General features: G+C 59.6%; 24 protein-coding genes and 2 pseudogenes. 11 read left to right on the top strand and 15 right to left on the bottom strand.

Going from position 1 to position 23,654, the window contains the following annotated elements; genetic code table 11:
* Nucleotides 1-8: 8 nt before the first annotated feature.
* Both IB244_RS22005 and uvrA read right to left on the bottom strand, forming a co-directional pair.
* Nucleotides 9-473: a GNAT family N-acetyltransferase gene (locus IB244_RS22005; RefSeq protein WP_192305556.1), complete on the bottom strand. Its 465-nt coding sequence runs from the start codon at nucleotides 471-473 to the stop codon at nucleotides 9-11.
* Nucleotides 470-3,394 (bottom strand): excinuclease ABC subunit UvrA, encoded by a 2,925-nt coding sequence (gene uvrA / locus IB244_RS22000; RefSeq protein ID WP_192305554.1) that lies wholly within the window; start codon nucleotides 3,392-3,394, stop codon nucleotides 470-472. The genes IB244_RS22005 and uvrA overlap by 4 nt, the downstream gene beginning before the upstream one ends.
* A gap of 249 nt (nucleotides 3,395-3,643) precedes the next feature.
* On the opposite strand from uvrA, the gene IB244_RS21995 reads away from it, so the two are divergent.
* The gene (locus IB244_RS21995) at nucleotides 3,644-4,183 is read left to right on the top strand and encodes a single-stranded DNA-binding protein (protein ID WP_018855039.1); all 540 of its coding nucleotides are present in this window, start codon (nucleotides 3,644-3,646) and stop codon (nucleotides 4,181-4,183) included.
* Nucleotides 4,184-4,311: 128 nt separating this feature from the next.
* Here IB244_RS21995 and IB244_RS21990 read toward each other — a convergent pair whose 3' ends face one another.
* Complete coding sequence (locus tag IB244_RS21990; protein ID WP_018855040.1) at nucleotides 4,312-4,953, bottom strand: MarC family protein; 642 nt, start codon at nucleotides 4,951-4,953, stop codon at nucleotides 4,312-4,314.
* Between the two features lie 226 nt (nucleotides 4,954-5,179).
* On the opposite strand from IB244_RS21990, the gene gyrA reads away from it, so the two are divergent.
* Entirely contained in the window at nucleotides 5,180-7,963 is a 2,784-nt protein-coding gene (gyrA, locus tag IB244_RS21985; protein WP_169683845.1) for a DNA gyrase subunit A, read from the top strand.
* Between the two features lie 526 nt (nucleotides 7,964-8,489).
* Here the strand turns inward: gyrA and IB244_RS32800 are convergent.
* The 3 genes from IB244_RS32800 to IB244_RS21975 all read right to left on the bottom strand — a co-directional run bounded on the left by IB244_RS32800 (nucleotide 8,490) and on the right by IB244_RS21975 (nucleotide 9,124).
* On the bottom strand, nucleotides 8,490-8,624 hold the full coding sequence (locus tag IB244_RS32800; protein ID WP_018855044.1) for a hypothetical protein: 135 nt from the start codon (nucleotides 8,622-8,624) through the stop codon (nucleotides 8,490-8,492).
* A gap of 33 nt (nucleotides 8,625-8,657) precedes the next feature.
* On the bottom strand, nucleotides 8,658-8,813 hold the full coding sequence (locus tag IB244_RS21980; protein WP_018855045.1) for a hypothetical protein: 156 nt from the start codon (nucleotides 8,811-8,813) through the stop codon (nucleotides 8,658-8,660).
* 89 nt (nucleotides 8,814-8,902) lie between these two features.
* Nucleotides 8,903-9,124, bottom strand: a complete 222-nt coding sequence (locus IB244_RS21975; RefSeq protein WP_018855046.1) for a hypothetical protein — start codon at nucleotides 9,122-9,124, stop codon at nucleotides 8,903-8,905.
* 179 nt (nucleotides 9,125-9,303) lie between these two features.
* Here IB244_RS21975 and coaD point away from each other — a divergent pair, with 179 nt between their 5' ends.
* From coaD to tgt, 5 genes are all read left to right on the top strand, one after another.
* The gene (gene coaD, locus IB244_RS21970) at nucleotides 9,304-9,798 is read left to right on the top strand and encodes a pantetheine-phosphate adenylyltransferase (RefSeq protein ID WP_018855047.1); all 495 of its coding nucleotides are present in this window, start codon (nucleotides 9,304-9,306) and stop codon (nucleotides 9,796-9,798) included.
* A 28-nt stretch (nucleotides 9,799-9,826) separates the two neighbouring features.
* Nucleotides 9,827-10,396 carry a peptidylprolyl isomerase gene (locus IB244_RS21965; RefSeq protein WP_025660993.1) on the top strand — a complete coding sequence of 190 codons (570 nt, stop codon included), beginning with the start codon at nucleotides 9,827-9,829 and terminating at the stop codon, nucleotides 10,394-10,396.
* Nucleotides 10,397-10,422: 26 nt separating this feature from the next.
* Nucleotides 10,423-10,932 (top strand): peptidylprolyl isomerase, encoded by a 510-nt coding sequence (locus tag IB244_RS21960; RefSeq protein ID WP_018855049.1) that lies wholly within the window; start codon nucleotides 10,423-10,425, stop codon nucleotides 10,930-10,932.
* A 71-nt stretch (nucleotides 10,933-11,003) separates the two neighbouring features.
* Nucleotides 11,004-12,086 (top strand): tRNA preQ1(34) S-adenosylmethionine ribosyltransferase-isomerase QueA, encoded by a 1,083-nt coding sequence (gene queA / locus IB244_RS21955; protein WP_192305552.1) that lies wholly within the window; start codon nucleotides 11,004-11,006, stop codon nucleotides 12,084-12,086.
* A complete protein-coding gene (tgt, locus tag IB244_RS21950; RefSeq protein ID WP_113470403.1) occupies nucleotides 12,087-13,217 on the top strand; it encodes a tRNA guanosine(34) transglycosylase Tgt in 1,131 nt (376 codons plus the stop codon).
* Nucleotides 13,218-13,223: 6 nt separating this feature from the next.
* Here the strand turns inward: tgt and IB244_RS21945 are convergent, their stop codons facing one another.
* Nucleotides 13,224-13,568, bottom strand: a complete 345-nt coding sequence (locus tag IB244_RS21945; protein ID WP_192305568.1) for a carboxymuconolactone decarboxylase family protein — start codon at nucleotides 13,566-13,568, stop codon at nucleotides 13,224-13,226.
* A 78-nt stretch (nucleotides 13,569-13,646) separates the two neighbouring features.
* Between IB244_RS21945 and IB244_RS21940 the strand changes: the two genes are divergently transcribed.
* Both IB244_RS21940 and IB244_RS21935 read left to right on the top strand, forming a co-directional pair.
* Nucleotides 13,647-13,952, top strand: coding sequence for an ArsR/SmtB family transcription factor (locus IB244_RS21940; RefSeq protein WP_018855053.1), 306 nt, complete (start codon nucleotides 13,647-13,649; stop codon nucleotides 13,950-13,952).
* 3 nt (nucleotides 13,953-13,955) lie between these two features.
* Nucleotides 13,956-14,495, top strand: coding sequence for a rhodanese-like domain-containing protein (locus IB244_RS21935; RefSeq protein WP_018855054.1), 540 nt, complete (start codon nucleotides 13,956-13,958; stop codon nucleotides 14,493-14,495).
* 47 nt (nucleotides 14,496-14,542) lie between these two features.
* Here IB244_RS21935 and IB244_RS21930 read toward each other — a convergent pair whose 3' ends face one another.
* Nucleotides 14,543-14,971, bottom strand: a complete 429-nt coding sequence (locus IB244_RS21930) for a DUF4864 domain-containing protein (RefSeq protein ID WP_113470402.1) — start codon at nucleotides 14,969-14,971, stop codon at nucleotides 14,543-14,545.
* Between the two features lie 157 nt (nucleotides 14,972-15,128).
* Nucleotides 15,129-16,117: pseudogene (locus IB244_RS21925) on the bottom strand (IS30 family transposase).
* A 304-nt stretch (nucleotides 16,118-16,421) separates the two neighbouring features.
* On the opposite strand from IB244_RS21925, the gene IB244_RS21920 reads away from it, so the two are divergent.
* Nucleotides 16,422-17,159, top strand: coding sequence for a hypothetical protein (locus IB244_RS21920; RefSeq protein ID WP_192305550.1), 738 nt, complete (start codon nucleotides 16,422-16,424; stop codon nucleotides 17,157-17,159).
* A 39-nt stretch (nucleotides 17,160-17,198) separates the two neighbouring features.
* Here the strand turns inward: IB244_RS21920 and IB244_RS32795 are convergent.
* The 4 genes and pseudogenes from IB244_RS32795 to metG form a co-directional block, all read right to left on the bottom strand.
* Nucleotides 17,199-17,339, bottom strand: a pseudogene (locus tag IB244_RS32795) (helix-turn-helix domain-containing protein); the annotation flags it as partial.
* Between the two features lie 310 nt (nucleotides 17,340-17,649).
* A complete protein-coding gene (locus tag IB244_RS21910; protein WP_169684036.1) occupies nucleotides 17,650-18,480 on the bottom strand; it encodes an MBL fold metallo-hydrolase in 831 nt (276 codons plus the stop codon).
* A 4-nt stretch (nucleotides 18,481-18,484) separates the two neighbouring features.
* Nucleotides 18,485-19,267 carry a TatD family hydrolase gene (locus IB244_RS21905; protein ID WP_113472155.1) on the bottom strand — a complete coding sequence of 261 codons (783 nt, stop codon included), beginning with the start codon at nucleotides 19,265-19,267 and terminating at the stop codon, nucleotides 18,485-18,487.
* 7 nt (nucleotides 19,268-19,274) lie between these two features.
* A complete protein-coding gene (gene metG, locus IB244_RS21900) occupies nucleotides 19,275-20,825 on the bottom strand; it encodes a methionine--tRNA ligase (protein ID WP_026371503.1) in 1,551 nt (516 codons plus the stop codon).
* A gap of 236 nt (nucleotides 20,826-21,061) precedes the next feature.
* Between metG and IB244_RS21895 the strand changes: the two genes are divergently transcribed.
* Nucleotides 21,062-21,862, top strand: coding sequence for a sulfite exporter TauE/SafE family protein (locus IB244_RS21895; RefSeq protein ID WP_018855060.1), 801 nt, complete (start codon nucleotides 21,062-21,064; stop codon nucleotides 21,860-21,862).
* Here the strand turns inward: IB244_RS21895 and IB244_RS21890 are convergent, their stop codons facing one another.
* A complete protein-coding gene (locus IB244_RS21890) occupies nucleotides 21,863-22,885 on the bottom strand; it encodes a DNA polymerase III subunit delta' (protein ID WP_169684035.1) in 1,023 nt (340 codons plus the stop codon).
* On the bottom strand, nucleotides 22,875-23,561 hold the full coding sequence (gene tmk / locus IB244_RS21885; RefSeq protein ID WP_026371504.1) for a dTMP kinase: 687 nt from the start codon (nucleotides 23,559-23,561) through the stop codon (nucleotides 22,875-22,877). The genes IB244_RS21890 and tmk overlap by 11 nt, the downstream gene beginning before the upstream one ends.
* Nucleotides 23,562-23,654 lie beyond the last annotated feature (93 nt).

The following is a 23,654-nucleotide window of genomic DNA, read 5'->3' as shown; positions in this document are numbered from 1 at the left end:
TCCTCTGATTATCTCAGTCCGCCGACTTGCTTTGCCATATCGACAATCACCCATCCTGGCCTATGCGGATTCTCGCGGCGACCCGTTTCCTGAAAGCCAAACGCCCGGTAGAGCGCAATATTCCGTTTCATGCGAGCATTCGTGTAGAGACGAACTTCCGGAAGCCCCCATTCCCGCGTCGTCTCTTCCACCCATCTCAGAATGGCAAGGCCGTACTGGGCGCCCTGAAATTTCGGGGAGACAGCAATGCTGAAGAGCATCACATGGTCTGGGTGCCGTTCAACGACGGCCAGGCCGGCAAGCTCTCCTTGCACCTCCCGCAACCAGACCTCACCGCGACCGATGCGCGGTGTGTAGTCTTCGGTAACGGGAATCGGCGGGCGGCCAAGGAGACGCGTGTATGGAGCATAGGCTTCGGCGGTCAGCGCCTCGACCGCCTGCAGGTCATCGAGCGACGCCGCTCTCAGCATCACTCGGCTGCCACAACAGTTTTTCGTGTGGGGCGCCGCTCAAGCAGCTCCTTCAGGAACTGCCCGGTATAGGACCGCTTCTCCTTGACGATCGCTTCCGGCGTGCCGACGGCGACGATCTCCCCACCGCCATCGCCACCTTCCGGACCGAAATCGAGCATCCAGTCCGCCGTCTTGATGACTTCGAGATTGTGCTCGATGACGACGACCGAATTCCCCTGGTTGACCAGCTCCTGCAGCATCTCCAGGAGCTTGGCGACGTCGTGGAAATGCAGGCCGGTCGTAGGCTCGTCGAGGATGTAGAGGGTGCGGCCCGTCGATCGCTTCGACAGTTCCTTTGCCAGCTTGACGCGCTGCGCCTCACCACCGGACAGCGTATTCGCCTGCTGTCCGACCTTGATGTAGCCGAGGCCGACGTCCTTCAGGGCCTGCAACTTGTCGCGCACAGCCGGGACGGCAGCGAAGAAATCGACGCCTTCCTCGACGGTCATGTCGAGCACGTCGGCAATCGACTTGTGCTTGAACGTAACGTCGAGCGTCTCCCTGTTGTAGCGCTTGCCATGGCAGACGTCGCAGGTGACGTACACATCAGGCAGGAAGTGCATCTCGATCTTGATGACGCCGTCGCCTTGGCAGGCTTCGCAGCGTCCGCCCTTGACGTTGAACGAGAAGCGTCCCGGTTGGTAGCCGCGCGCCTTCGCTTCCGGCAGACCGGCAAACCAATCACGGATCGGGGTAAACGCGCCCGTGTAGGTCGCTGGGTTGGAACGCGGCGTGCGGCCGATCGGCGACTGGTCGATATCGATGACCTTGTCGATGTGTTCGAAGCCGTCGATGCGATCGTGATCAGCCGGGATTTCGCGGGCGCCCATGATGCGCCGGGCAGCCGATTTATACAGCGTCTCGATCAGGAACGTGGACTTACCGCCCCCTGATACGCCAGTGACCGCCGTAAAGACGCCGAGCGGGATGGAGGCGGTGACATTCTTCAGATTGTTGCCGCGGGCGCCGACGACCTTGATTTCCTTGCCCTTCTTGGGCTTACGGCGCTCGTCGGGAACCGGAACGCCGAGTTCACCGGACAGATATTTGCCGGTCAGCGACTTAGGGTTCGCCATGATCTCCTGTGGCGTGCCATGGGCAATCACCTGGCCACCATGGATGCCGGCGGCGGGACCGATGTCGACGACATCGTCGGCGGTCAAGATCGCGTCCTCGTCATGCTCGACCACGATCACGGTGTTGCCGATATCGCGAAGGTGCTTCAGCGTATCAAGCAGCCGGGCGTTGTCGCGCTGATGCAAACCGATCGATGGCTCGTCGAGGACATACAATACGCCGGTCAAGCCGGAACCGATCTGCGACGCCAACCGGATGCGCTGGCTCTCGCCGCCCGACAAGGTGCCGGAGTTTCGCGACAGGCTGAGATAATCCAGGCCCACGTCATTGAGGAAGCGCAGGCGGTCGCGGATCTCCTTGAGAATGCGAACGGCAATCTCGTTCTGCTTGGCGCTCAGCGACTGCGGCAGGACCTCGAACCAGTCTCGGGCGACGCGGATCGACATGTCGGTCACCTGGCCGATATGCAGCGTATTGATCTTGACGGCAAGCGCCTCCGGCTTCAGGCGGAAACCGCCACAAGACGGGCAGGGGGCTGCCGACATATAGCGCTCAATTTCCTCTCGCGCCCAGGCGGAATCCGTCTCCTTCCAGCGACGCTCGAGATTGGTGATGATGCCCTCGAAATTCTTGTGCGTGGTATAGGACCGCGCGCCATCGGCATAGTGGAACTCGATCTTTTCGTCGGTACCATTCAAGATGACATCCTTCGCCTGGTCCGAAAGATCGTTCCAACGGGCGCCGAGCTTGAAGCCATAGTGCTTACCGAGAGCTTCGAGCGTCTGATTGTAATAGGGAGAGGTCGACTTCGCCCACGGCGCAATGGCGCCATCGCGCAGCGTGCGCTCGGGCTCCGGCACGATCAGGTTGGCGTCGATCTTCTGCTGCGCTCCGAGACCGTCGCAGGTCGGGCAGGCGCCGGCTGGATTGTTGAAGGAAAAAAGCCGCGGCTCGATCTCGGGAATGGTGAAGCCCGATACCGGGCAGGCGAACTTCTCGGAGAAGAGAACGCGTTCATGCGTTTCGTTAAGCGACTTGTTGGCGGAGCCGCCGGCGGCAGTTTCTTCCGGCGGCAGCGGCTTGTCGGCGAATTCCGCAACGGCGAGGCCATCGGCGAGCTTGAGCGAAGTCTCGAAGCTGTCGGCAAGGCGCGACGCCATATCCGGCCGCACCACAATACGGTCGACCACGACGTCGATATCGTGCTTGTACTTCTTGTCCAGGGCTGGCACGTCGGCGATCTCGTAGAATTGGCCGTCGACCTTGACGCGCTGGAAACCCTTTTTCATCAGGTCTGCCAGTTCCTTCTTGTACTCCCCCTTACGCCCGCGCACGAGCGGGGCGAGAATATAGAGACGCGTGCCTTCTCCGAATTCCAGCACGCGATCGACCATCTGGCTGACCGTCTGGCTCTCGATCGGCAGCCCGGTCGAGGGCGAATAGGGTACGCCGACGCGGGCAAAGAGCAGGCGCATGTAGTCATAGATCTCGGTCACCGTACCGACCGTCGAGCGTGGGTTGCGCGAGGTCGTCTTTTGCTCGATCGAAATCGCTGGCGACAGGCCGTCGATCTGATCGACGTCAGGCTTCTGCATCATTTCAAGGAACTGGCGCGCATAGGCCGAAAGGCTTTCGACATAGCGTCGCTGTCCTTCGGCATAGATCGTGTCAAACGCAAGCGACGACTTGCCGGATCCCGAAAGGCCGGTCATGACGATGAGTTTGTTTCGCGGCAGATCGAGATCGATGCCCTTCAAATTGTGCTCGCGCGCGCCGCGGATGGAAATCGTCTTCAGTTCGCTCATCGTCTTCTGCTTCTGTGCTGGAACAAGCCCCTTATTTAGTGATGCCGGCTGGCGAGTCGAGGCTGAATGTCCGTCTGCTGCAAGGTTTTCGATTCGGTTGACAGGATCATAGGGATAAACTAGAACAAATAAAGAACAAAATTCCTTGTGGATGAACCGGCGATGGACACCCATCGCCGGCGCTCTATGGTTTAAGGTGCACCGATTGTTTCAAGCGCCGCCGGGCAGGGCGGCAGGTAAGGTGAAAGTATGGCTGGCAGCGTAAACAAGGTAATTCTGATCGGGAACGTGGGCGCTGACCCCGAAATCCGGCGGACCCAGGATGGCCGGCCGATCGCCAACCTTCGCATCGCGACGTCCGAGACCTGGCGTGATCGCACCTCCGGCGAACGCCGCGAAAAGACGGAATGGCATACGGTCGTAGTCTTCAACGAAGGCCTCTGCAAGGTCGTCGAGCAGTATGTGAAGAAGGGCGCCAAGCTCTACATCGAAGGCGCGCTGCAGACGCGTAAGTGGCAAGACCAGAACGGCCAGGACCGCTATTCGACGGAAGTCGTTCTGCAGGGCTTCGGCTCGACGCTGACGATGCTGGACGGTCGCGGCGAGGGTGGCGGCGCAAGCTCCGGCTTCGGCGGTGGTCGCGGCAGTAATGCCGGCGGCAACGATTTCGGTGGCGGCGGTGGCTACGGCGACGATTACGGCGCGCCGTCGCAATCATCTGGCCGCAGCAGCGGTGGCGGCGGCGGTGGAAACTTCTCGCGCGATCTCGACGACGATATCCCGTTCTGATCGCAGAGTATTCGTGGCATAAGTTGGACGGCGCGCCGCAAGGTGCGCCGTCTGCTTTTCAATCTCCGGGATTGGACGTCCCCCGAGCTTGCCGCGATGGAAGCCGTGCAGGTAACCGGCTTTTTGACCTAGCCGGCTGGCGTCGTGATGAGGGTAGATCTCAAACCGTCGACGACGAACTGCGTGGCAAGCGCCGCCAGGATGACACCGAGAAGGCGTGTCAGAATTGCGCGCCCCGTTACGCCGAGGAAGCGATCAAGTCTTTCGGCGATGAGCAGCGAGAGAAACAGCAGCAGCAGGCTCAATGCGATGACAATGATCAATTGCGCCCGCTCGAGCGAAGCCTGCATCGATCCGGCAATTAGGATCGTCGCCGAAATGGCACCGGGACCGGCGATCAGAGGGATCGCCAACGGAAAGACCGAGATATTATGGATATGATCGACGGTGATTGCGGCTGTGCTCGTCTTCTCCTTACGGTCCTGCCGCTTCTCGAATACCATTTCAAAGGCGATCCAGAACAACAGAAGACCACCGGCAATGCGGAAGGCGCCGATCGAGATTCCGAGCACCCCGAGCACGCTGGCCCCGAACAGGGCGAAAGCGGCAAGAATGACAAAGGCGATGATCGAGCCGCGCAGTGCCACCTGTTTTCGCTGGCTGCGGCTCATGCCGGTCGTGAGCCCGAGAAAGAGTGGAGCAAGACCAGGCGGGTCGATCGTGACAAGCAGCGTCGTGAAGGCGTTGATCAGTTGGTCGACGCTTGCCATTGTCTCTCCGTGAGCCCATATAAACACTTGGTTTTTGCGCGATTGTGATGCGGAGAGACCATTTTGGCAAATGGTGTTATTAGGGCGGTGCAAATAACCGTCCCAGAGGCTCCCATTGCCCTCATAAGACCGCAAAAGTCTGTTCAAAACCCGTGCCAAAATTAGCGTAGGAACAGGCTTTCCGCTATAAATCTTCAAGTGATTCTAGAAGAGATCGTGATCTGTTTTGACTGAGCAAACACCCCCCGGCGGCGGGAAGCTCCCGCCAGGCATCGAGCCCATCTCCATCATGGAGGAAATGCAGCGGTCGTATCTCGATTACGCCATGAGCGTTATCGTCAGCCGCGCCCTGCCTGATGTCCGCGACGGCCTGAAGCCCGTGCACCGGCGCATCCTTTACGGCATGTCCGAACTCGGCATCGACTGGAACAAGAAATACGTCAAATGCGCCCGCGTTACCGGGGATGTGATGGGTAAATACCATCCGCACGGCAACGCAGCGATCTACGACGCGCTAGCGCGTATGGCGCAGGACTGGTCGCTCCGCCTTCCGCTGATCGACGGCCAGGGCAACTTCGGCTCCGTCGACGGCGATCCGCCGGCGGCCGAACGCTACACAGAGTGCCGCCTGCAAAAGGCCGCGCATTCGCTGCTCGACGATCTCGACAAGGAAACGGTCGACTTCCGCGATAACTATGACGGCACGCTGTCCGAGCCCGTCGTTGTTCCCGCAAAGTTCCCGAACCTCCTAGTGAACGGGGCAGGCGGCATCGCCGTGGGTATGGCGACGAATATTCCGCCGCACAATCTGTCCGAAGTCATCGACGGCTGCATTGCGCTGATCGACAACCCGGCGATCGAACTGCCTGACATCATGCAGATTATTCCGGGTCCGGACTTCCCGACCGGCGCCAAGATCCTTGGTCGCGCCGGCATTCGCTCGGCCTACGAGACCGGTCGCGGCTCGGTGATCATGCGCGGCGTTGCCACCATCGAGCCGATGCGTGGCGATCGCGAACAGATCATCATCACCGAGATCCCGTATCAGGTGAACAAGTCGACGATGATCGAGAAGATGGCCGAACTGGTGCGCGACAAGCGTATCGAAGGGATCTCCGACCTACGCGATGAATCCGACCGTCAGGGCTATCGCGTCGTCGTCGAGTTGAAGCGCGATGCGAATGCCGATGTCATCCTGAACCAGCTCTACCGCTACACGCCGCTGCAAACCTCCTTTGGCTGCAACATGGTGGCGCTGAACGGCGGCAAGCCGGAACAGCTGACGCTACTCGATATGCTGCGCGCCTTCGTTTCCTTCCGTGAGGAAGTCGTTAGCCGGAGAACGAAATTTCTTCTCCGCAAGGCCCGCGAGCGCGCTCACGTCTTGGTCGGCCTGGCGATCGCTGTCGCCAATATTGACGAGATCATCCGCACGATCCGGCAGGCGCCGGATCCGCAGACCGCACGCGAGCAGTTGATGACGCGCCGCTGGCCGGCCGCCGATGTCGAAAGCCTGATCCGCCTGATCGACGATCCGCGTCACCGCATCAATGAGGACCTGACATACAACCTCTCGGAAGAGCAGGCGCGCGCCATCCTCGAACTGCGTCTGGCCCGTCTGACCGCACTCGGCCGTGACGAAATCGGTGACGAACTCAACAAGATAGGCGAAGAGATTAAGGATTACCTTGAAATCCTGTCGTCGCGGGTTCGCATCCAGACGATCGTCAAAGAAGAGCTTGCAGCCGTTCGCGACGAATTCGGCACGCCGCGCCGCACCGAGATCATGGACGGCGGCCTTGAAATGGACGATGAGGATCTCATCGCCCGCGAAGACATGGTCGTGACAGTCTCCCATCTCGGCTACATCAAGCGCGTGCCGCTGACGACCTATCGCGCCCAGCGCCGTGGCGGCAAGGGCCGCTCCGGCATGACGACGCGCGACGAGGATTTTGTTAGCCAGCTATTCGTTCTCAACACGCATACGCCGGTTCTGTTCTTCTCCTCGCGCGGTATCGTTTACAAGGAAAAGGTCTATCGCCTGCCGATCGGCACGCCGACTGCGCGCGGCAAGGCGCTCATCAACATGCTGCCACTGGAGCCCGGCGAACGCATCACCACGATCCTGCCGTTGCCGGAGGATGAGGACAGCTGGGATAAGCTCGACGTCATGTTCTCGACGACGCGCGGGACAGTTCGCCGCAACAAGCTTTCCGACTTCGTTCAGGTCAACCGCAACGGCAAGATCGCGATGAAGCTCGAGGAAGAAGGCGACGAAATCCTCTCCGTCGAGACCTGCACCGAGCATGACGATGTGCTTCTGACCACGGCGCTCGGTCAGTGCATTCGCTTCCCCGTCGATGACGTCCGCGTCTTTGCTGGCCGCAACTCCATCGGCGTTCGCGGCATCAACCTCGGTGACGCCGACCGCATCATCTCGATGACGATTGTTGGACATGTCGATGCCGAACCTTGGGAACGCGCAGCCTACCTGAAGCGGGCCGCGAGCGAACGCCGCCTCGCGACGGGTGACGCCGAGGAAATCTCGCTGGTTGGCGAGGAAGTGACCGAGGAAGGTCAACTGAGCGACGAGCGCTATGAGGAACTGAAGGCGCGCGAGCAGTACGTCCTGACGGTTTCCGAGAAGGGCTTCGGCAAGCGATCCTCCTCCTACGACTTCCGCATTTCCGGCCGTGGCGGCAAGGGCATTCGCGCCACCGATACGTCGAAGACGGGGGAGATCGGCGAACTCGTGGCCGCTTTCCCGGTCAACGAAGGCGACCAGATCATGCTCGTATCCGATGGCGGCCAGCTCATCCGCGTTCCGGTGGGCGGCATCCGTATCGCGAGCCGAGCAACGAAGGGCGTCACCATCTTCTCGACTGCCAAGGATGAAAAGGTCGTATCCGTCGAGCGCATTAGCGAGCCAGAGGAGGAGACTGAAGACGTTGCCGAGAATGGCGACGACATTGCCTCGGTTCCGGAAGGTGAGCCTGAAACGGAAGCGTGATGTTCTAAGCGTTTGATCTTGAAAACCGGGCGACTGCCCGGTTTTCTTTTTGGGCACCTTGACTGCGGGAACCGGCTGGCGGTGCTGCAGCCGAAATGGAGGGCAGAGTGATCCGGATTCTCGGTATTGACGATGTTGCCATCTTCAAAGTCATTCGGCTGGAAGCGCTGCGGACCGAGCCCGCAGCCTTGCCAGTACCGTCGGCGACTGGGAAGCGCTCTCAGACGATGAATGGCGTAGGCGATTGGTCGACGGGCCTGTTCTCGTGGCCCTTAAGCAGGGTGAGCCCGTCGGGATGATGGGGCTGAGCCGCCAGCGTGCCAGTAAGATGGTGCATCGGCCAACGCTCATCAATGGTCTATGTGCGTCGAAGTGAAATGGGCGGCGGCTATGCCAAGGCTCTGCTAGAAGCGACGTTAAGCTATGCGCGAGAGAACGCCATCTCTAGGCACGAAATAGGCCGGACAAACCTCGTTCATCCGGCCTATTTCGATTGAAAACATGCAATCCCAGATGTCGATAGCGGCTAGAACCAGCTGTGTTTTCCATCGGTCTTCTTCAGTTCTTCGCTTTCATGGCGAAGGGCAGAGATGGTGGAAGCCACGGACACGATAAACATTATGCTGATAAGGGCGGTGAGCACAGCTAGTATCGTGAACATGAGCAATCCTCCTGGGCTTTGCGTTCACGTCCCTTAGTACTGGCTCATTACCGCCGCACGAGCCGACGCATAAGGGCCATATACCTTGGACGCATCCACTTTGTGATCGTAAAGCGCGACAGTCGCTGCAAGCATACCAGTCATCATTACCATCCAGACAGCATTAATCATGGTAATTTTATTGGGCATATCTTCTTCCTTGTGCGGCGCGTATCGCGTTACGCTGGTTGAGTGAACGCATGCGTGCGAAAATGGTTCCAGGGATATTGACGGGTCGTTTAGCAAGGCCGTTCTGAAGCGACCTTGAATGCGCCGTTCATCTGGCATTCAGAATCCTTAATCGGTTTAAACGCCACATTTCCTGTCTTACGCACGATTGCATAATGTTCCCGTACGCTTGGCCGCACCCAACTTGCATCCTGCATTTCCCGCACGTAGCCGTAGAAAAATTCGGCAAGCAGCGAGACGATGACAGCGAATACAACAAGGATGATCAGCATGGGCGTTTTCCGGGGCTGACCGATGCCGGAATGACATCGGGTGTTGACGGTCTCAACTATAGCGAGCCGGTCTGAAGCCGCCTTGAATGCTGCATTCATCCGCCGTTCAGCGATGGGCAAATGACTTGCGGGCAACCGTCATCCATGACAAAAGGGCGTCGAAACAAATGGCTAGGCCAATGACGACAGCTTTTTATCCGGGGTCGTTCGACCCGATCACCAACGGACATCTGGATGTTCTTGTCCAGGCGCTGAGCGTTGCGTCCAAGGTTATCGTCGCGATCGGCGTTCATCCCGGCAAGGCACCGCTCTTTTCCTTCGATGAGAGGGCGAATCTCATTCGCCAGTCGCTCGCGGAAGCAATGCCTGAAAAGACCGGCGACATCTCAGTCGTTGCATTCGACAATCTCGTCGTCGACGCGGCGCGATCCCATAGCGCGACCCTACTGATCCGCGGCCTCAGGGACGGCACCGATCTCGACTATGAAATGCAGATGGCCGGGATGAACCGCCAGATGGCGCCCGACATTCAAACGATCTTTCTGCCAGCCGGAACGGCCTCGCGGCCCATAACCGCCACATTGGTCCGGCAAATCGCTGCCATGGGAGGCGACGTCAGCGCCTTTGTGCCGGCTGCGGTCTTGAAAGCTCTTCAATCCAAGCGCAAATCCTAGGCGACCTTTTCGCCGCAACGGAGCCATTATGAAACTTTTCTCTTTCGCATTTGCAGCCGTGCTTTCCCTTGCCTCGTTCGCGGGCGCCGCATTCGCGCAGTCCGGCAACACGCTGACGATCCAGCTGAAAGACGGTCCGGTCGTGATCCAGCTTATGCCGGACGTCGCGCCGAAGCACGTCGCGCAGATCGAAGCGCTCGCCAAGAAGGGCGCGTATGACAACGTCGCCTTCCATCGCGTCATCGAAGGCTTCATGGCCCAGACTGGCGACGTGAAGTTTGGCAACATGGAAAAGGGCTTCGATGCGAGCCGTGCCGGTACCGGTGGCTCCGACCTGCCTGACCTGCCGGCCGAATTCTCGAAGACGCCTTTCGTGCGGGGTACGGTCGGTATGGCCCGCTCACAGGACCCGAACTCGGCGAACTCCCAGTTCTTTATCATGTTTGCTGATGGCTCCTTCCTCAACGGCCAGTACACGGTTGTTGGCAAGGTCGTCTCCGGCATGGAGAATGTCGACAAGATCAAGCGCGGCGAGGGCCAGAACGGCGAAGTCAGCAATCCCGACCGGATGATCAAGGTCACTGTCGGCAGCAAGTAAGTTTCAAGACAAGTAGGAGAAGAAAAATGGCCGAGATCAAGGATCCCGAAAACACCATCATCCTGGAAACCACTAAGGGTAAGGTTGTCATCCAGTTGCTGCCGGAAGTAGCGCCGGAACATGTCGCCCGCATCAAGGAACTCGCTCGCGAGAAGGCCTATGACAACGTTGTCTTCCATCGCGTCATCAACGATTTCATGGCGCAGACCGGCGACGTGAAGTTCGGCAAGAAGGGCGGCGAGAGCTTCAACCCGAGCCGCGCGGGCATGGGCGGTTCCGAGAAGCCCGACCTCAAGGCTGAGTTCTCGGCGGTCAGCCACGTCAGAGGCACGTGCTCAATGGCCCGCTCCCAGAACCCGAACTCTGCCAATTCGCAGTTCTTCATTTGCTTCACCGATGCTCCTTGGCTGAACAAGCAGTACTCCGTCTGGGGTCAGGTCATCGAAGGCATGGACAACGTCGACAAGATCAAGAAGGGCGAGCCGGTCGTCGATCCGGACTCGATCGTCTCGATGCGGGTTGCCGCTGACGTCTGATTGTGATTTTTGCTGAAACCCGCCCTTGCGCGAAAGCGTGGGGCGGGTTTCGCTTTGCCTGGATTTGAGTGATGCGCGTAGACCTCTTTGATTTCGACCTGCCGGATGAACGGATCGCCCTGCGGCCCGCCGAGCCGCGCGATAGCGCGCGCCTGCTCGTCGTCGACCCGGCGGGCGAAGTGCAGCTGTCGGACCATCGGGTTAGCGATTTGCTCAGCTTTCTAAGGGCAGGGGACTCGCTCGTCTTCAACGACACCAAGGTGATCCCGGCGCAGCTCGAGGGCATCCGTTATCGTGAGGGCGCCGGCGGTCAGCAGGTTTCGGCAACGCTGCATATGCGCACCGGCACCAGCCGCTGGAAGGCTTTTGCCAAGCCCGGTAAGCGCATCAAGATCGGTGATCGCATCTCATTTGGCCATGACGGCACCAGCTGCCTGCTCGGCAAGCTCGAATGCACGGTCGAGGAAAAAGGCGAGGGCGGCGAAGTCACCCTTGCCTTCGACCTGTCTGGGCCGATGCTCGACGAGGCCATCCATTCCGTCGGACATATTCCGCTGCCACCCTACATCGCCGCCAAACGCGCCGAGGATGAACGCGACCGCGCCGACTACCAGACCATCTATGCACGCGAGGAAGGCGCCGTCGCCGCTCCCACGGCCGGACTTCACTTCACGCCCGCGCTTTTCGACGCGATCGACAAGGCTGGGGTCGAGCGCCATTTCGTGACGCTACATGTCGGCGCCGGCACCTTCTTGCCAGTCAAAGCGGACGATACCGACGACCACAAGATGCATCTCGAAAGCGGCCATGTCAGCGCCGAAACGGCTGCGAGCCTCAATGCCGTGAAGGCGAGGGGCGGGCGCATCATCTGTGTGGGCACGACTTCGCTACGGCTGATCGAAAGTGCTGCGGAGGACAATGGCGAGATCCGGGCCTGGGCCGGCGCCACGGGTATCTTCATCACGCCAGGCTACCGCTTCAAGGCGGTTGACATGCTGATGACGAACTTCCATTTGCCCCGATCGACCCTGTTCATGCTCGTTTCGGCCTTTGCCGGCTTCGAGACCATGCATGCAGCCTATCAGCACGCGATTTCGACGGGCTACCGCTTCTATTCCTATGGCGATTCCAGCCTTCTTTTCCGGAAAGACTAAATGACCGAGAACTTTCAGTTCACCCTCAAGAAGACTGACGCCGGTGCTCGCCTGGGCGAAGTCTCGATGCCGCGGGGCACGATCCGCACGCCGGCCTTCATGCCCGTCGGCACCGTCGGTACCGTTAAGGCCGTGTATCTCGACCAGGTTCGCGACACGGGCGCCGACATCATCCTCGGCAACACCTATCATCTCATGCTGCGCCCTACAGCGGAACGCGTGGCCCGGCTCGGTGGTCTGCACAAGCTGATCCGCTGGGAGCATCCGATCCTGACCGATTCCGGCGGGTTCCAGGTGATGTCGCTCTCGGGTCTCCGCAAGCTCGATGAGCAGGGCGTAACCTTCAAGTCGCATGTCGACGGCAGCCTGCATCACATGTCGCCGGAGCGCTCGATCGAGATCCAGGGACTGCTCGATTCCGACATCCAGATGCAGCTTGACGAGTGCGTGGCGCTGCCGGCGGAACCGCGGGAAATCGAGCGCGCCATGGAGCTGTCGCTGCGCTGGGCGGAGCGTTGCAAGGTCGCCTTCGGCAACCAGCCGGGTAAAGCCATGTTCGGCATCGTGCAGGGCGGGGATGTACCCGCGCTGCGCGTCCGGTCGGCCGCGGCACTGACCGATCTCGATCTCAAGGGCTACGCGGTCGGCGGTCTCGCCGTTGGCGAGCCGCAGGAGGTCATGCTGAAGATGCTCGAGGAGACCCTTCCGGTATTGCCAACGGAGAAGCCGCGCTATCTCATGGGCGTCGGTACGCCTGACGATATCCTGAAGTCCGTCGCTCGCGGCATCGACATGTTCGACTGCGTGATGCCGACCCGCTCTGGCCGTCACGGGCTTGCCTTTACACGTCGCGGCAAGGTCAACATCCGCAATGCCCGTCACGCAGAGGATATGCGGCCGCTCGACGAACAATCGAACTGCCCGGCATCGCGCGACTACTCCCGTGCCTACCTGCACCACCTCGTGCGTGCCAATGAGGCCCTCGGCGGCATGCTGCTCTCCTGGCACAATCTCGCCTATTACCAGGAGCTGATGCAGGGCATCCGCAAGTCAATCGCCGAAGGCCGTTTCGCCGATTTCATGGCCGAGACCATGGAGGAATGGGCCAGGGGCGATCTCGATCCAGTCTGAGCCGCCTTAAGCTTCGGCAAACTGGTCATAGGCGCGCAGCGCGTCTGCGGCATACATCAACGCTGGGCCACCGCCCATATAAACACTCATCGCCATGACCTCGGCGACCTCTTCACGAGTGGCGCCGAGTTCTTTCAATGCCTTGGCGTGAAAGCCGATGCAGCCGTCGCAGCGCTGAGTGACGCCGATCGCCAACGCGATCAGTTCCTTCGTCTTCTTGTCGAGGGCGCCATCGGCGCTTGCGCCTTTCGCTAGTGCGTAGAAGCCTTGCATGGCCTCCGGCGCCAGCTTTCTCAGTTCTCCGGTATAGGCGGCGATATCACGGGTGATCTGCTTGTAATCCTTGTTCATCATTCTGTTTCCGTATTTCTTGCTTTTCATTTCGTAAAAATGTGATATCAGTAAAATACGAAATGTAAAGAGGCGCCGATGACGGACTTCACGCTGGAGATGAGCGGCAAGGCGGAAGGGGCTGCGGAGTTCCTGAGTGGACTTGCAAGCCCGCACAGGCTGCTGATCCTCTGTCTTCTTGCCGCCGGCGAGAAGAGCGTTGGTACGCTGGTCGAGGAGACAGGCATCGGCCAGACCTCAATGTCGCAGCATCTGGCGAAATTGAAGAAGGAAGGCCTCGTCGATTTCCGGCGGGACCACCGTACGCTCTATTATTTTATAAACGATCCGGCGGCTCTGGAGATCATGGAAATTCTCTACAACCGCTTCTGCAGGAAGGTTTGAGCAATGACGCAGTCGATGAAGGTGGTGACACCGCGCCAGGCGAAAGAGTGGATAGGTGCGGGCGAGGCGGTCCTTATCGACGTCCGCGAGCCGGAGGAGTTCCGCAGCGAGCATATCGCTTCGGCCCTTTCCCTGCCTCTGTCCGAGGTCGGAAACCTCACCCGAGTCCTTTCCGTCCCGGCCGGACGCAAAGTCGTATTCCAGTGCCTGAAGGGCGGTCGCGGCCAGCAAGCCTGCGAGCGGCTGGTAGCCCAGGAGGGAAGCGAGTATCCGGTCTTCAATCTTGAGGGCGGCATCACTGCTTGGAAAGCGGAAGGCCTGCCGGTGGTCGGCACAGCCGCCCCGCGCCTAACGATCTTCCGTCAGGTCCAGATCGTCGTCGGCTTCCTCGTGCTGCTGTCGGTGCTTGCCGGCTTCTTCATCAGCCCAGCTGGCTTCGTCGTTGCCGGCCTGTTTGGCGCGGCGCTTGCCTTTGCCGGCATATCCGGCTGGTGCGGGATGGCGAAGCTGCTCAACTTGATGCCTTGGAACCAGCCAGCCTGATCTGAATTCCAAACGAAAAATCGCGAGAGGCTTTCCGCGGCATTTCTTTAGATGCCTTTGCTTTCGGTATTTGGCACGATCTGCACACCGTTGATCTTGTAGTTTCCGTCAGGCTGACGCGCCAGCTGGTAGACGGCAGTCCAATCCTTGCCGTCACGGCCTGATATCAGCACCTCGTGATAGATCATCGCGCCATTGTCGATCGAGCGGCTGCGCCCAAAGGCATAATTGCCAGGGTGGTAAACCGGCTCGTAGCTTTTCTTGACCATGGCGAAGAAGACGTTCTTGTCGGGGTAGATCGCCTTGATCCCGGGTGCGGCGAAGGAATAGGCCGTGTCGACGTCGTCGTTCAGGAACGCCTTGATCTGCGCCTCGATCATCGCTCGCGTCGCGTCGATCGGATCTTCGGCTTGAGCGGTCGCAAACAAAACGAAGGACGCGGCACACAGAATGAAAACTGCGAGAAAGGCGCGCATGGCAACGGCTCCGGCTGTCCTAGGAATTCTAGGGCAGTCTACGCACAAGGAAAGAGCATAGATCAGCAGGCGGGGTGTTGGTAGGCGTCCTTCGTGCGCTATTCCTTACGGTAGATTGTGAGTTCATGCTGAACCGCGACTTTTGTGGCTCATCAAGCTAGCCGGCATGTCTGATCTGCGCGAGCAGTTTCTTTCGGAAGACTTCGGCCGGGGTTCGATAGCCAAGGCATTTGCGGGGTGTTGCGTTCAGCCGGTTGCAGATCTCGATCAGATCGGCATCTGTGACCGATAATGGATCGACCTCTCTCGAAAGCCATTTCCGGACGCGGCCATTGGTATTCTCGACGGTGCCTTTCTGCCACGGCGATTGCGGGTCGCAGAACCAGGTTTGGGTGCCGATGCTCGCCTGAAGATACGGCCAATCCGTAAACTCCGTGCCACGGTCGAAGGTGATCGAGCGACGGGCTAGATGGGGTAGGGCCTTGAGGGCCTGTATGAGGCCGTCCATGACCGGACGTGACTGACGGTCGTTGTTACGCAGGAAGATCGCAAATCGGCTAACGCGCTCGACGAGCGACGTGACGTTGGCCTTTCCAAACTTCTTGCGGAACTGGATAAGATCACATTCCCAGTGCCCAAACTGTTTGCGGTCAGCGACAGTGTCGGGACGACGCAAAATGTTCAGATCCGAGCTAAAGCGTTGACCGTGCTTGCATCTGGCATGTCTTGGCCTGCGCCTGGCACGACGCTCCGGCAGATGTCGCCACAGCTTGATCGCCTGGCCGTCGGCCGAGTATGCGAATTTGTAGATCGTCTCGTGGCTCACCGAGATCGGATGGTGCTCCAGGCGCATCCGACCGGCAATCTGCTGCGGTGACCAGCCGTCTACGATCCGCTCGATCACCGATTGCCGGACATGCGAGAAGCGCGCGAGCTTGCGCAGCTTTAACCGGCGATCACAGGCCATCTGATGCGCGGTCACGCAGTGGTAGCCGCTGAGATTATGTTGCGCCGGACTTCGCGAAAGATCGTCGAACGATGCCTTCCGAGCTTCTCTGCAATGGCGTCAATACTGAGCCCAGCCAACCTCCAACGGGCAATCTTACGGCGTTCGTCCAATCCAATCTGAGAGTAGGTGCGCTTCATTGCATCGTCCTTGCAATTGATAACCCATTGGGATCATTAGCAAGTCGCTCTTCATCCTAGAACCCACCCGGCTACAGCCATTGTCAAAGCTGGCTAGAGGCGCGACATTGTTAGCCAGTTACAAATGCGACACTGGCTCTGACAATCAGCCCCCGATCCGGCCGGCTGGGCCGGGTTGAAAGGGCGGAGCGGGGGTGGGTGATAACATTCCCCTTCGGCTTTAGCTTTCTCACTGGCAATTGTTCCTTTACCGCTCGATACTCGCTAGCACTTGCAAGGCCCAGTTGGGGATCAAAGCCGCACGATGCTTCCGGAAATCAACCTGCAAGGTGACGTCGACATCGCCGCGCTGTCACCACTTCTTCGCGGCATGCTTCTTTCGGTTGCCTATGCTGACGGTGAGGGGGGCATAGGATTGACGGCAACCGGCGCCATGAACCGCAAGTTCGTGGATTGGGCCGCTGTTAACTTCCTCTGGCCCGACTTTACAGCCGAAGATCTCTACAGCATGCACAAGGTGCTCAATGAACGCGACATGCCGCCGCTCTGGGTCGTGCGCGACATGACCCGTCATCTGAAGCTGCTTCGTCGGAAAAAGGATGTGCTGCTGCCAACCAGACGCGGCCGCGAGTTTCTGGTGAACCCTAACGCCTTCTTCGATCTGGTCGCCACGGATTATCTCTATTCCTACATCCACGCCACCGAACGGGAAGAGGAGGTGCAAGCGCGGTTGCGCTGGTGGCGCATGTTCCTCAATCTTCTCAATATCAAGGCCAGAGAAGGTTGCACGCCAATGGAGGTTGTGAAAATCCTCTATCCAGATCTGGCGCCTCTTTCGGAAACCGAAATGACCCTGGAAGCCTGGAAGCTGAAATCCGATCTAAAATACGGCGTCTTACAGCGCTTGTGCTGGCTCGGCTTGCTCTATGAAGCAAGAGAGGGCCTCACACTCTTCCAGGACGGATCCTTCCACAAGACACCGCTTTGGTCCGCATGCCTGCAGCTGGAATCGGATACGCAAAGCGACATCGGCGTGCACTGACGATCTTTATTCCGCGGGGAATTCCTGATCGTGCCAGTAGTTGCGTTTGATCTCCCGGGAGATGGTCGCACGGTCCCGGCCGAGGCGTCTGGCGATCTCAGACTGGCTAAACTTCTGATCCAACATCCTGGAAATCGATCGGCGTTCGTCAAAACTCAAATGGGAAAAGGTACGGATCAAACTATGGCTCCCGAAAAGCAGGCAGCTTACGCCTTTGTTGCAGTTCGAGATAGAATGTACCCTTCTTACACACATTGATCGGATAAGATAGATTATGGAACCATTGCGTATCTAGATCTGCGAAGGAGCTCATAACTATCAGCCGTACGCCAACATCGCCAAATCGCTTTTTCTTTCGGCGCTTACCGCTGGATGCTGATGTGCCGATTAAATCACTTCGCGCTTTCAGCGCCAGCGAAACAACAAAAACCGCGACACCTCAACAACAGGCAAACTGCGATCATTACGCCGCGCGACATCATGCAGGTCGTCAGCCGCTTTCCAGTTCGACCAGTTCGATATCGAAGCTCATCTGATCATAAGCCGGAACCACATGATCGGGCGTTTCGGCCATGACCGTGTCATAGTCGAGCGGCGTATGCATATGGGTCAGGATCGCCCGTTTCGGCTTCAGGCGCTTAATCCAGTCGAGCGATTGCTCGAGCGACAGATGGCTCGGATGATAGCGATATTGCAAGGCATCGATGATGAGGACGTCGAGCTCTTGAAGTTTTTCGACAGTTTCAGGCGGAAAGTCACTGATATCACTGCAATAAGCGACGTCGCCAACGCGAATGCCAAGCGAGTATATGTCGCCATGCTGCTGCAGGTGCGGTCGGATCGAGATCGTTCCGCCCCCGCCGCTGATCCGCACCGGGACGTCGAGGCTTCCGATGACCTTTGCTTCGACGATCGGCGGATAGTTGCTGCCGGGCGGCGTTTCAAGGCAGTAGCCGAACCCTTGTCGAATGCGGTCCATCGTCTCACGCGTGGCGTGAATCGGAACCCGCTGCTGCGCGCCATAGAAATAGCCACGCAGATCGTCGAGGCCATGGATGTGGTCGGCATGGGCATGAGTATAGAGGACGGCGTCGATGTGAGTGACGCGGGCCGCGATCATCTGCTCGCGAAAATCCGGCCCGGTATCGATGACAACGGTCGTGACGCCGCCGTTGTCATCATATTGCTGGACCATGAACGCCGCGCGGGTGCGGCGATTCTTCGGATTGGTCGGGTCGCAGGCACCCCAATCGCCAGTGATGCGTGGAACGCCGGGCGACGACGAACAGCCGAGAATGGTGAAACGCCGCCTGTAGCCCACGCTGTCAGATCCTCGGCATCTTTGAGAAAATGCGGAATGCGTTTTCGGTGGTGATCCGCGCCATCTCGGCATGGCTGAGGCCGAGCGTCTCGGCCAGAACCTCGGCCGTGTTCACGACATAGGACGGTTCGTTGCGCTTGCCGCGCCAGCGCTTTGGCGCAAGGTAGGGCGCGTCGGTCTCGACAAGAAGCCGATCCTGCGGCACCGTTTTGGCGATATCACGAAGTTCCTCCGACTTCGGGAAGGTCAGGATACCGGAGAAGGACACGTAGCCGCCCAGGTCGACGCCGATCCTTGCGAGTTCAGCGCCAGACGAGAAGCAATGGAGGATAAAGGGAAACGCCCCCTTCCCCATTTCCTCTGTCAGGATCGCAGCCATGTCTCCGTCGGCGCTGCGGCTATGGATTACGAGCGGCAGCTGCGTCTCGCGCGAAGCGTCAATGTGGCGCCGCAGCCCGGTCTGCTGGTCCTCCGGCTTTTGCGTATCGTAGAAATAGTCAAGGCCGGCCTCGCCGATCGCGACAATCTTCTCGTGGGCATTGGCCAGACGCACGAGATCTTCCGTCTGGATATCGAGCTCATCGCCCGCATTATTCGGATGCGTGCCGACGGAACAGAAAACAGACGGATATTTCTCGGTGATGGCCAGCAGCGCGTCCAGCTTGCGCACCCGCGTCGAGATCGTCACCATCTGCTTGACACCCGCGTCGTGGGCGCGCTTGACGATCTCGTCCCGCTGCTCCTCGAAGTCGGCGAAATCCAGATGGCAATGCGTATCGATCAGCATGAGGTCCTCACGCTTCCGGCGCGACGTAGCGCGGGAACACTGGCTTCGGCGCTTCGAGCGCCGTGCCTGCGATGAGGCGGCCGGCTTCGCCGAGCGCCGCGAAGTCGCGCTTGTCGGCAGGAGCCGCAACCAGATCAAGCAGCTTGCCGGCCGATTCAGGCACGAAAGGCTGCAACAGGATGGCAATCTGGCGGACGACCTCGGCCGTGACGTAGAGCACGGTGCCCATGCGTGCCGGATCGGTCTTCTTCAGCGCCCAGGGCTCCTGGCCGGCGAAGTAGCGGTCGGTCTCGGAAACGACAGCGATGATCGACGCGAGCGCGCGATGGATCAGCTGCTTGTTCATGTCGTCACGCGTCGACGCGAGCAGCGCGTCGGCCTGCGCCAGCATGGTCTTGTCTTCGTCCGTCAGCGGACCGCATTCCGGGACCTTGCCGTCGCAGTTCTTGACGATCATCGACAGCGAGCGGCTGGCAAGGTTTCCGATGCCGTTGGCAAGGTCGGAGTTGATGCGCGTACCGATCGCCTCTTCGCTGTAGCTGCCGTCCTGACCGAAGGAGACTTCGCGGAGGAAGAAATAACGCACCTGGTCGAGGCCGAAATGGTTCACCAGATTGACGGGATCGACGACGTTGCCGAGCGACTTCGACATCTTCTCGCCCTTGTTGAGCAGGAAGCCGTGCGCGAAGACGCGCTTGGGAAGCGGCAGCTTGGCGGACATCAGGAAGGCCGGCCAGTAGACCGCGTGGAAGCGGATGATGTCCTTGCCGATGATATGAACGTCCGCCGGCCAGTACTTGGCGCGGGGACCGTTGCGATCCTCGATGTACCCGGTCGCCGTAATGTAGTTGGTCAGGGCATCGACCCAGACATACATGACGTGATCAGGGTCGTTCGGCACCTTGATGCCCCAATCGAAGGTCGTGCGTGAAATCGAGAGATCCTTCAGTCCCGACTTGACGAAGGAGATGACCTCGTTGCGCCGCTCGGCAGGCCCGATGAAGTCAGGGTTGGCTTCGTAGTGCGCGAGCAGCTTGTCCTGATATTCGGAAAGCTTGAAGAAGTAGCTGGCCTCTTCCACCCATTCGACAGGCGTGCCTTGCGGTCCGTAGCGCACGCCATCGGCGCGCAGCTCCGTCTCGCTTCCCTGATAGTAGGCTTCGTCGCGAACCGAGTACCAGCCGGCATAAGAATCCTTGTAGATGTCGCCATTGTCAGCCATCAGGTTCCAGATGTTCTGCGACGTCTCGTGGTGACGCTCCTGCGTCGTGCGAATGAAGTCGTCGTTCGAGGCGTTGAGGAGCTGCCCCATCGACTGGAACGCACTGGAATTGCGATCTGCAAGCTCCTGGGCCGACATACCCTCGGCTCGGGCCGTCTGCTGCATCTTCTGGCCGTGCTCGTCGGTACCCGTCAGGAAGAAGACATCCTTGCCGTCGAGGCGCTGGTAGCGCGCCATTGCGTCCGTCGCAATCAGCTCATAGGCATGGCCGATGTGCGGCTTGCCGTTCGGGTATGAAATCGCGGTGGTGATGTAAAACGGTGTCTTCTCTGTCATGGCGGCCATTCGTGTCCGGCTTACTCTATAAAATTTGTCAGCCGCTCTTAGCGCAAGTCATGGCGAAGCGAAACAGCAAGTTTCGAAAGCAGGCGATTTGCCGTTCGCCGGCGTGCTGCACTTGACTCGATTCTGGGCGCATTCTACCCAAAGAAAATTCAAAGGGCGGGCATCAGCGACGTGACATATTTAGCACTCGGCAGCACCATTCACGCGCAGGGCTCGAGGTCTCCTATTTGACCGACCTTTTCAGCTTCAATCCCCTCTATTCCCTCTCCGGGCTTCTTGTCGGCGCCTTGGTCGGCATTACGGGTGTCGGTGGCGGGTCGCTGATGACGCCGTTGCTGGTACTTCTCTTCGGGGTTCATCCAGCGACAGCCGTCGGAACGGATCTGCTCTACGCAGCTGTGACCAAGACAGCCGGAACAGCAGTTCACGGCATGCATGGCAGGGTGAATTGGCGCATTGTAGGCTGCCTGGCTGCCGGAAGCGTCCCGGCCGCCCTGCTGACGCTCTGGCTGATGGCGGGAGTCGATCGTAGGAGCGTCGAGGTCGCCCACACGATTACAATGGCCCTTGGTTGGTTGCTTGTCATGACCGCGTTTATGCTGGTCTTTCGCAAGCAAGTCCTCGCGCTCGCGCTTCGCTCGATTGGAGAGCGCTCTCCGCCCAAGCCGCTCACGATCGCCATCTGGACAATGGTCCTCGGGCTGGTGCTAGGCACCCTCGTGACGCTGACGTCGGTGGGCGCAGGGGCGCTCGGCGTGACGGTACTGCTGGTCCTCTACCCGCGCCTCGATGTTCGCGAAATTGTTGGCTCCGATATCGTTCACGCCGTCCCGCTGACACTGATCGGCGGGATGGGCTACTGGGTGATAGGCGAGATCAACTGGGGAATGCTGTTTGCCCTGCTGGTCGGCTCGATCCCCGGGATTATCGCGGGCAGCCTGATCGCACCTAAGCTCCACGAACGGACAATCCGCATCGTGCTGGCGCTGACGCTTGCCGTCGTCGCATGGAAGCTGCTGGCAACCTGATCAGGGGCCGGGCTGCTTGATATCTCCAAGGATGCTGAGGATCGTCTGCTTGCGATCCAGATTGTAGGCATCCGAAACGGTCAGCCGCTCGCCAATGTCTGAATGCAGGCGGGCCAGCCTCTCCGCGGCAGCCACCTGCCCTGCCATCGCCGCAGCCCGTGCCTTCTGCATCAAGTCCTCGCCGACGTGGCCGGTGAAAAATTCAAAGATTGTGTCACTGTCCTTCCCGGAAAGCGCATCCGCCAGCCGATGCATAGCCCTGCGGGCAGATGCCCCCTGCGCACCCAATACATCGTTGTAAGCAGCGATGATATCGCTGCCGCCGTAGTTCACCAGCTTCAGCGCCTCGCCTACGCTGCCATTTGCCGCCGCAAGCAAGTCGCGGTTGGCCTCGATACCGAGATGGGCGAGCGCCGCACCGAGAGCACTGTCGTCAAGCGGCGCGAGCTTCAGCGGCAGGCAGCGCGAACGAATGGTTGGAAGCAGCTTGCCGGGCGCATGGGAGATAAGCAGGAACAGTGCGCGTTTCGGCGGCTCCTCGAGGATTTTCAGGATCGCATTCGCGGCATTGCGGTTCATGTCATCGGCAGGATCGATGATGACAATGCGCCAATTGCCGGTGCCCGACGTCTGCGAGAAGAAGCGCCCTGCCCGCCTGACCTCATCGACCGTGATTGCGGATTTCATCTTCCCCGTCTTTTCATCGACGGGCCGCGCCAGGTGCAGCAGGTTATGCGAGGCGCCCGAGGCGATCTGGCGGCTGACAGGAGAGGCCGGATCCGGATCCTCCAACCGATCCGGCGCGCTGGCCGGATCCGGATGCGTCAGGACATGATTGGCGAAGCGGAAGGCAAGCGTTGCCTTGCCGACGCCCGGCGGTCCCTCGATCAGGATCGCATGGTGGCCCTTGCCCGACCGATACGACTGCGCGAGGAAGGCCTCGGCGTCATCATGGCCGAATAGCTTCATGTTTTCGGCTGGCCAGATGGCACCGTCAAGCAATCCCGGTCGTTCATCGTTCATGAGTTGCTTCCGCTAACTTGGTCGCTGTCGCATGCGGCAGTTGCCGCCAGACGGTCTCCAGAACCTCGGCGGCAATGACCTCTTCGGACCGCGTCGCATCGATGACGTGGCAACGGTCAGGCTCCCGGGCGGCGATATCGAGAAACGCTTCTCGGCGCTTCTCGTGGGTTTCGAGCTCCTCCTTCTCGAAACGGTCCGGGGCGACGTCGCCAGCAGCGCCTCGCCTCCGGGCGCGCTCGAGACCCGCCAGCGCCGGCAGATCGAAGACAAGCGTGCAGTCGGGAACGATACCATTGACCGCGACGCGCTGCAGCGCCTCGATGAATTCCGACTCAAGATTCCCGGTCACGCCTTGATAGACCCGCGACGAATCCATGAAGCGATCGCAAAGGACCACCTTGCCGGTCATCAAAGCCGGCCGGATGACTTCCTCGACGTGATCATTGCGTGCCGCTGCGAAGAGGATTGCCTCCATGCGGGTTCCAAAGGCTTCGGCAGCACCCGACAGAAGCACGTGACGCACAGCCTCGGCGCCCGGAGAACCGCCCGGCTCCCGTGTCAAAAGCACGTCATGACCGCGGGCACGGAGAGACTCAGCAAGGCGGCGGATCTGCGTCGACTTGCCCGCGCCCTCCCCGCCTTCAAACGTTACAAACAACCCAGTACCGGATGGCAATGACTAATTCCTGCATTACGGCGGTCACCCGCACCACTGCCGTACATTTAACGGAAGGCAGCGAAAAGCGAAACCGCTCGACGGTAACTCTCA

Origin of the sequence: Rhizobium sp. RHZ02, assembly GCF_014851575.1 — a bacterium.
GTDB classification, from domain to species: domain Bacteria; phylum Pseudomonadota; class Alphaproteobacteria; order Rhizobiales; family Rhizobiaceae; genus Rhizobium; species Rhizobium altiplani.
Note: the sequence above shows the minus strand (reverse complement) of the source record. Positions and strands in the feature narration are given on the sequence as shown.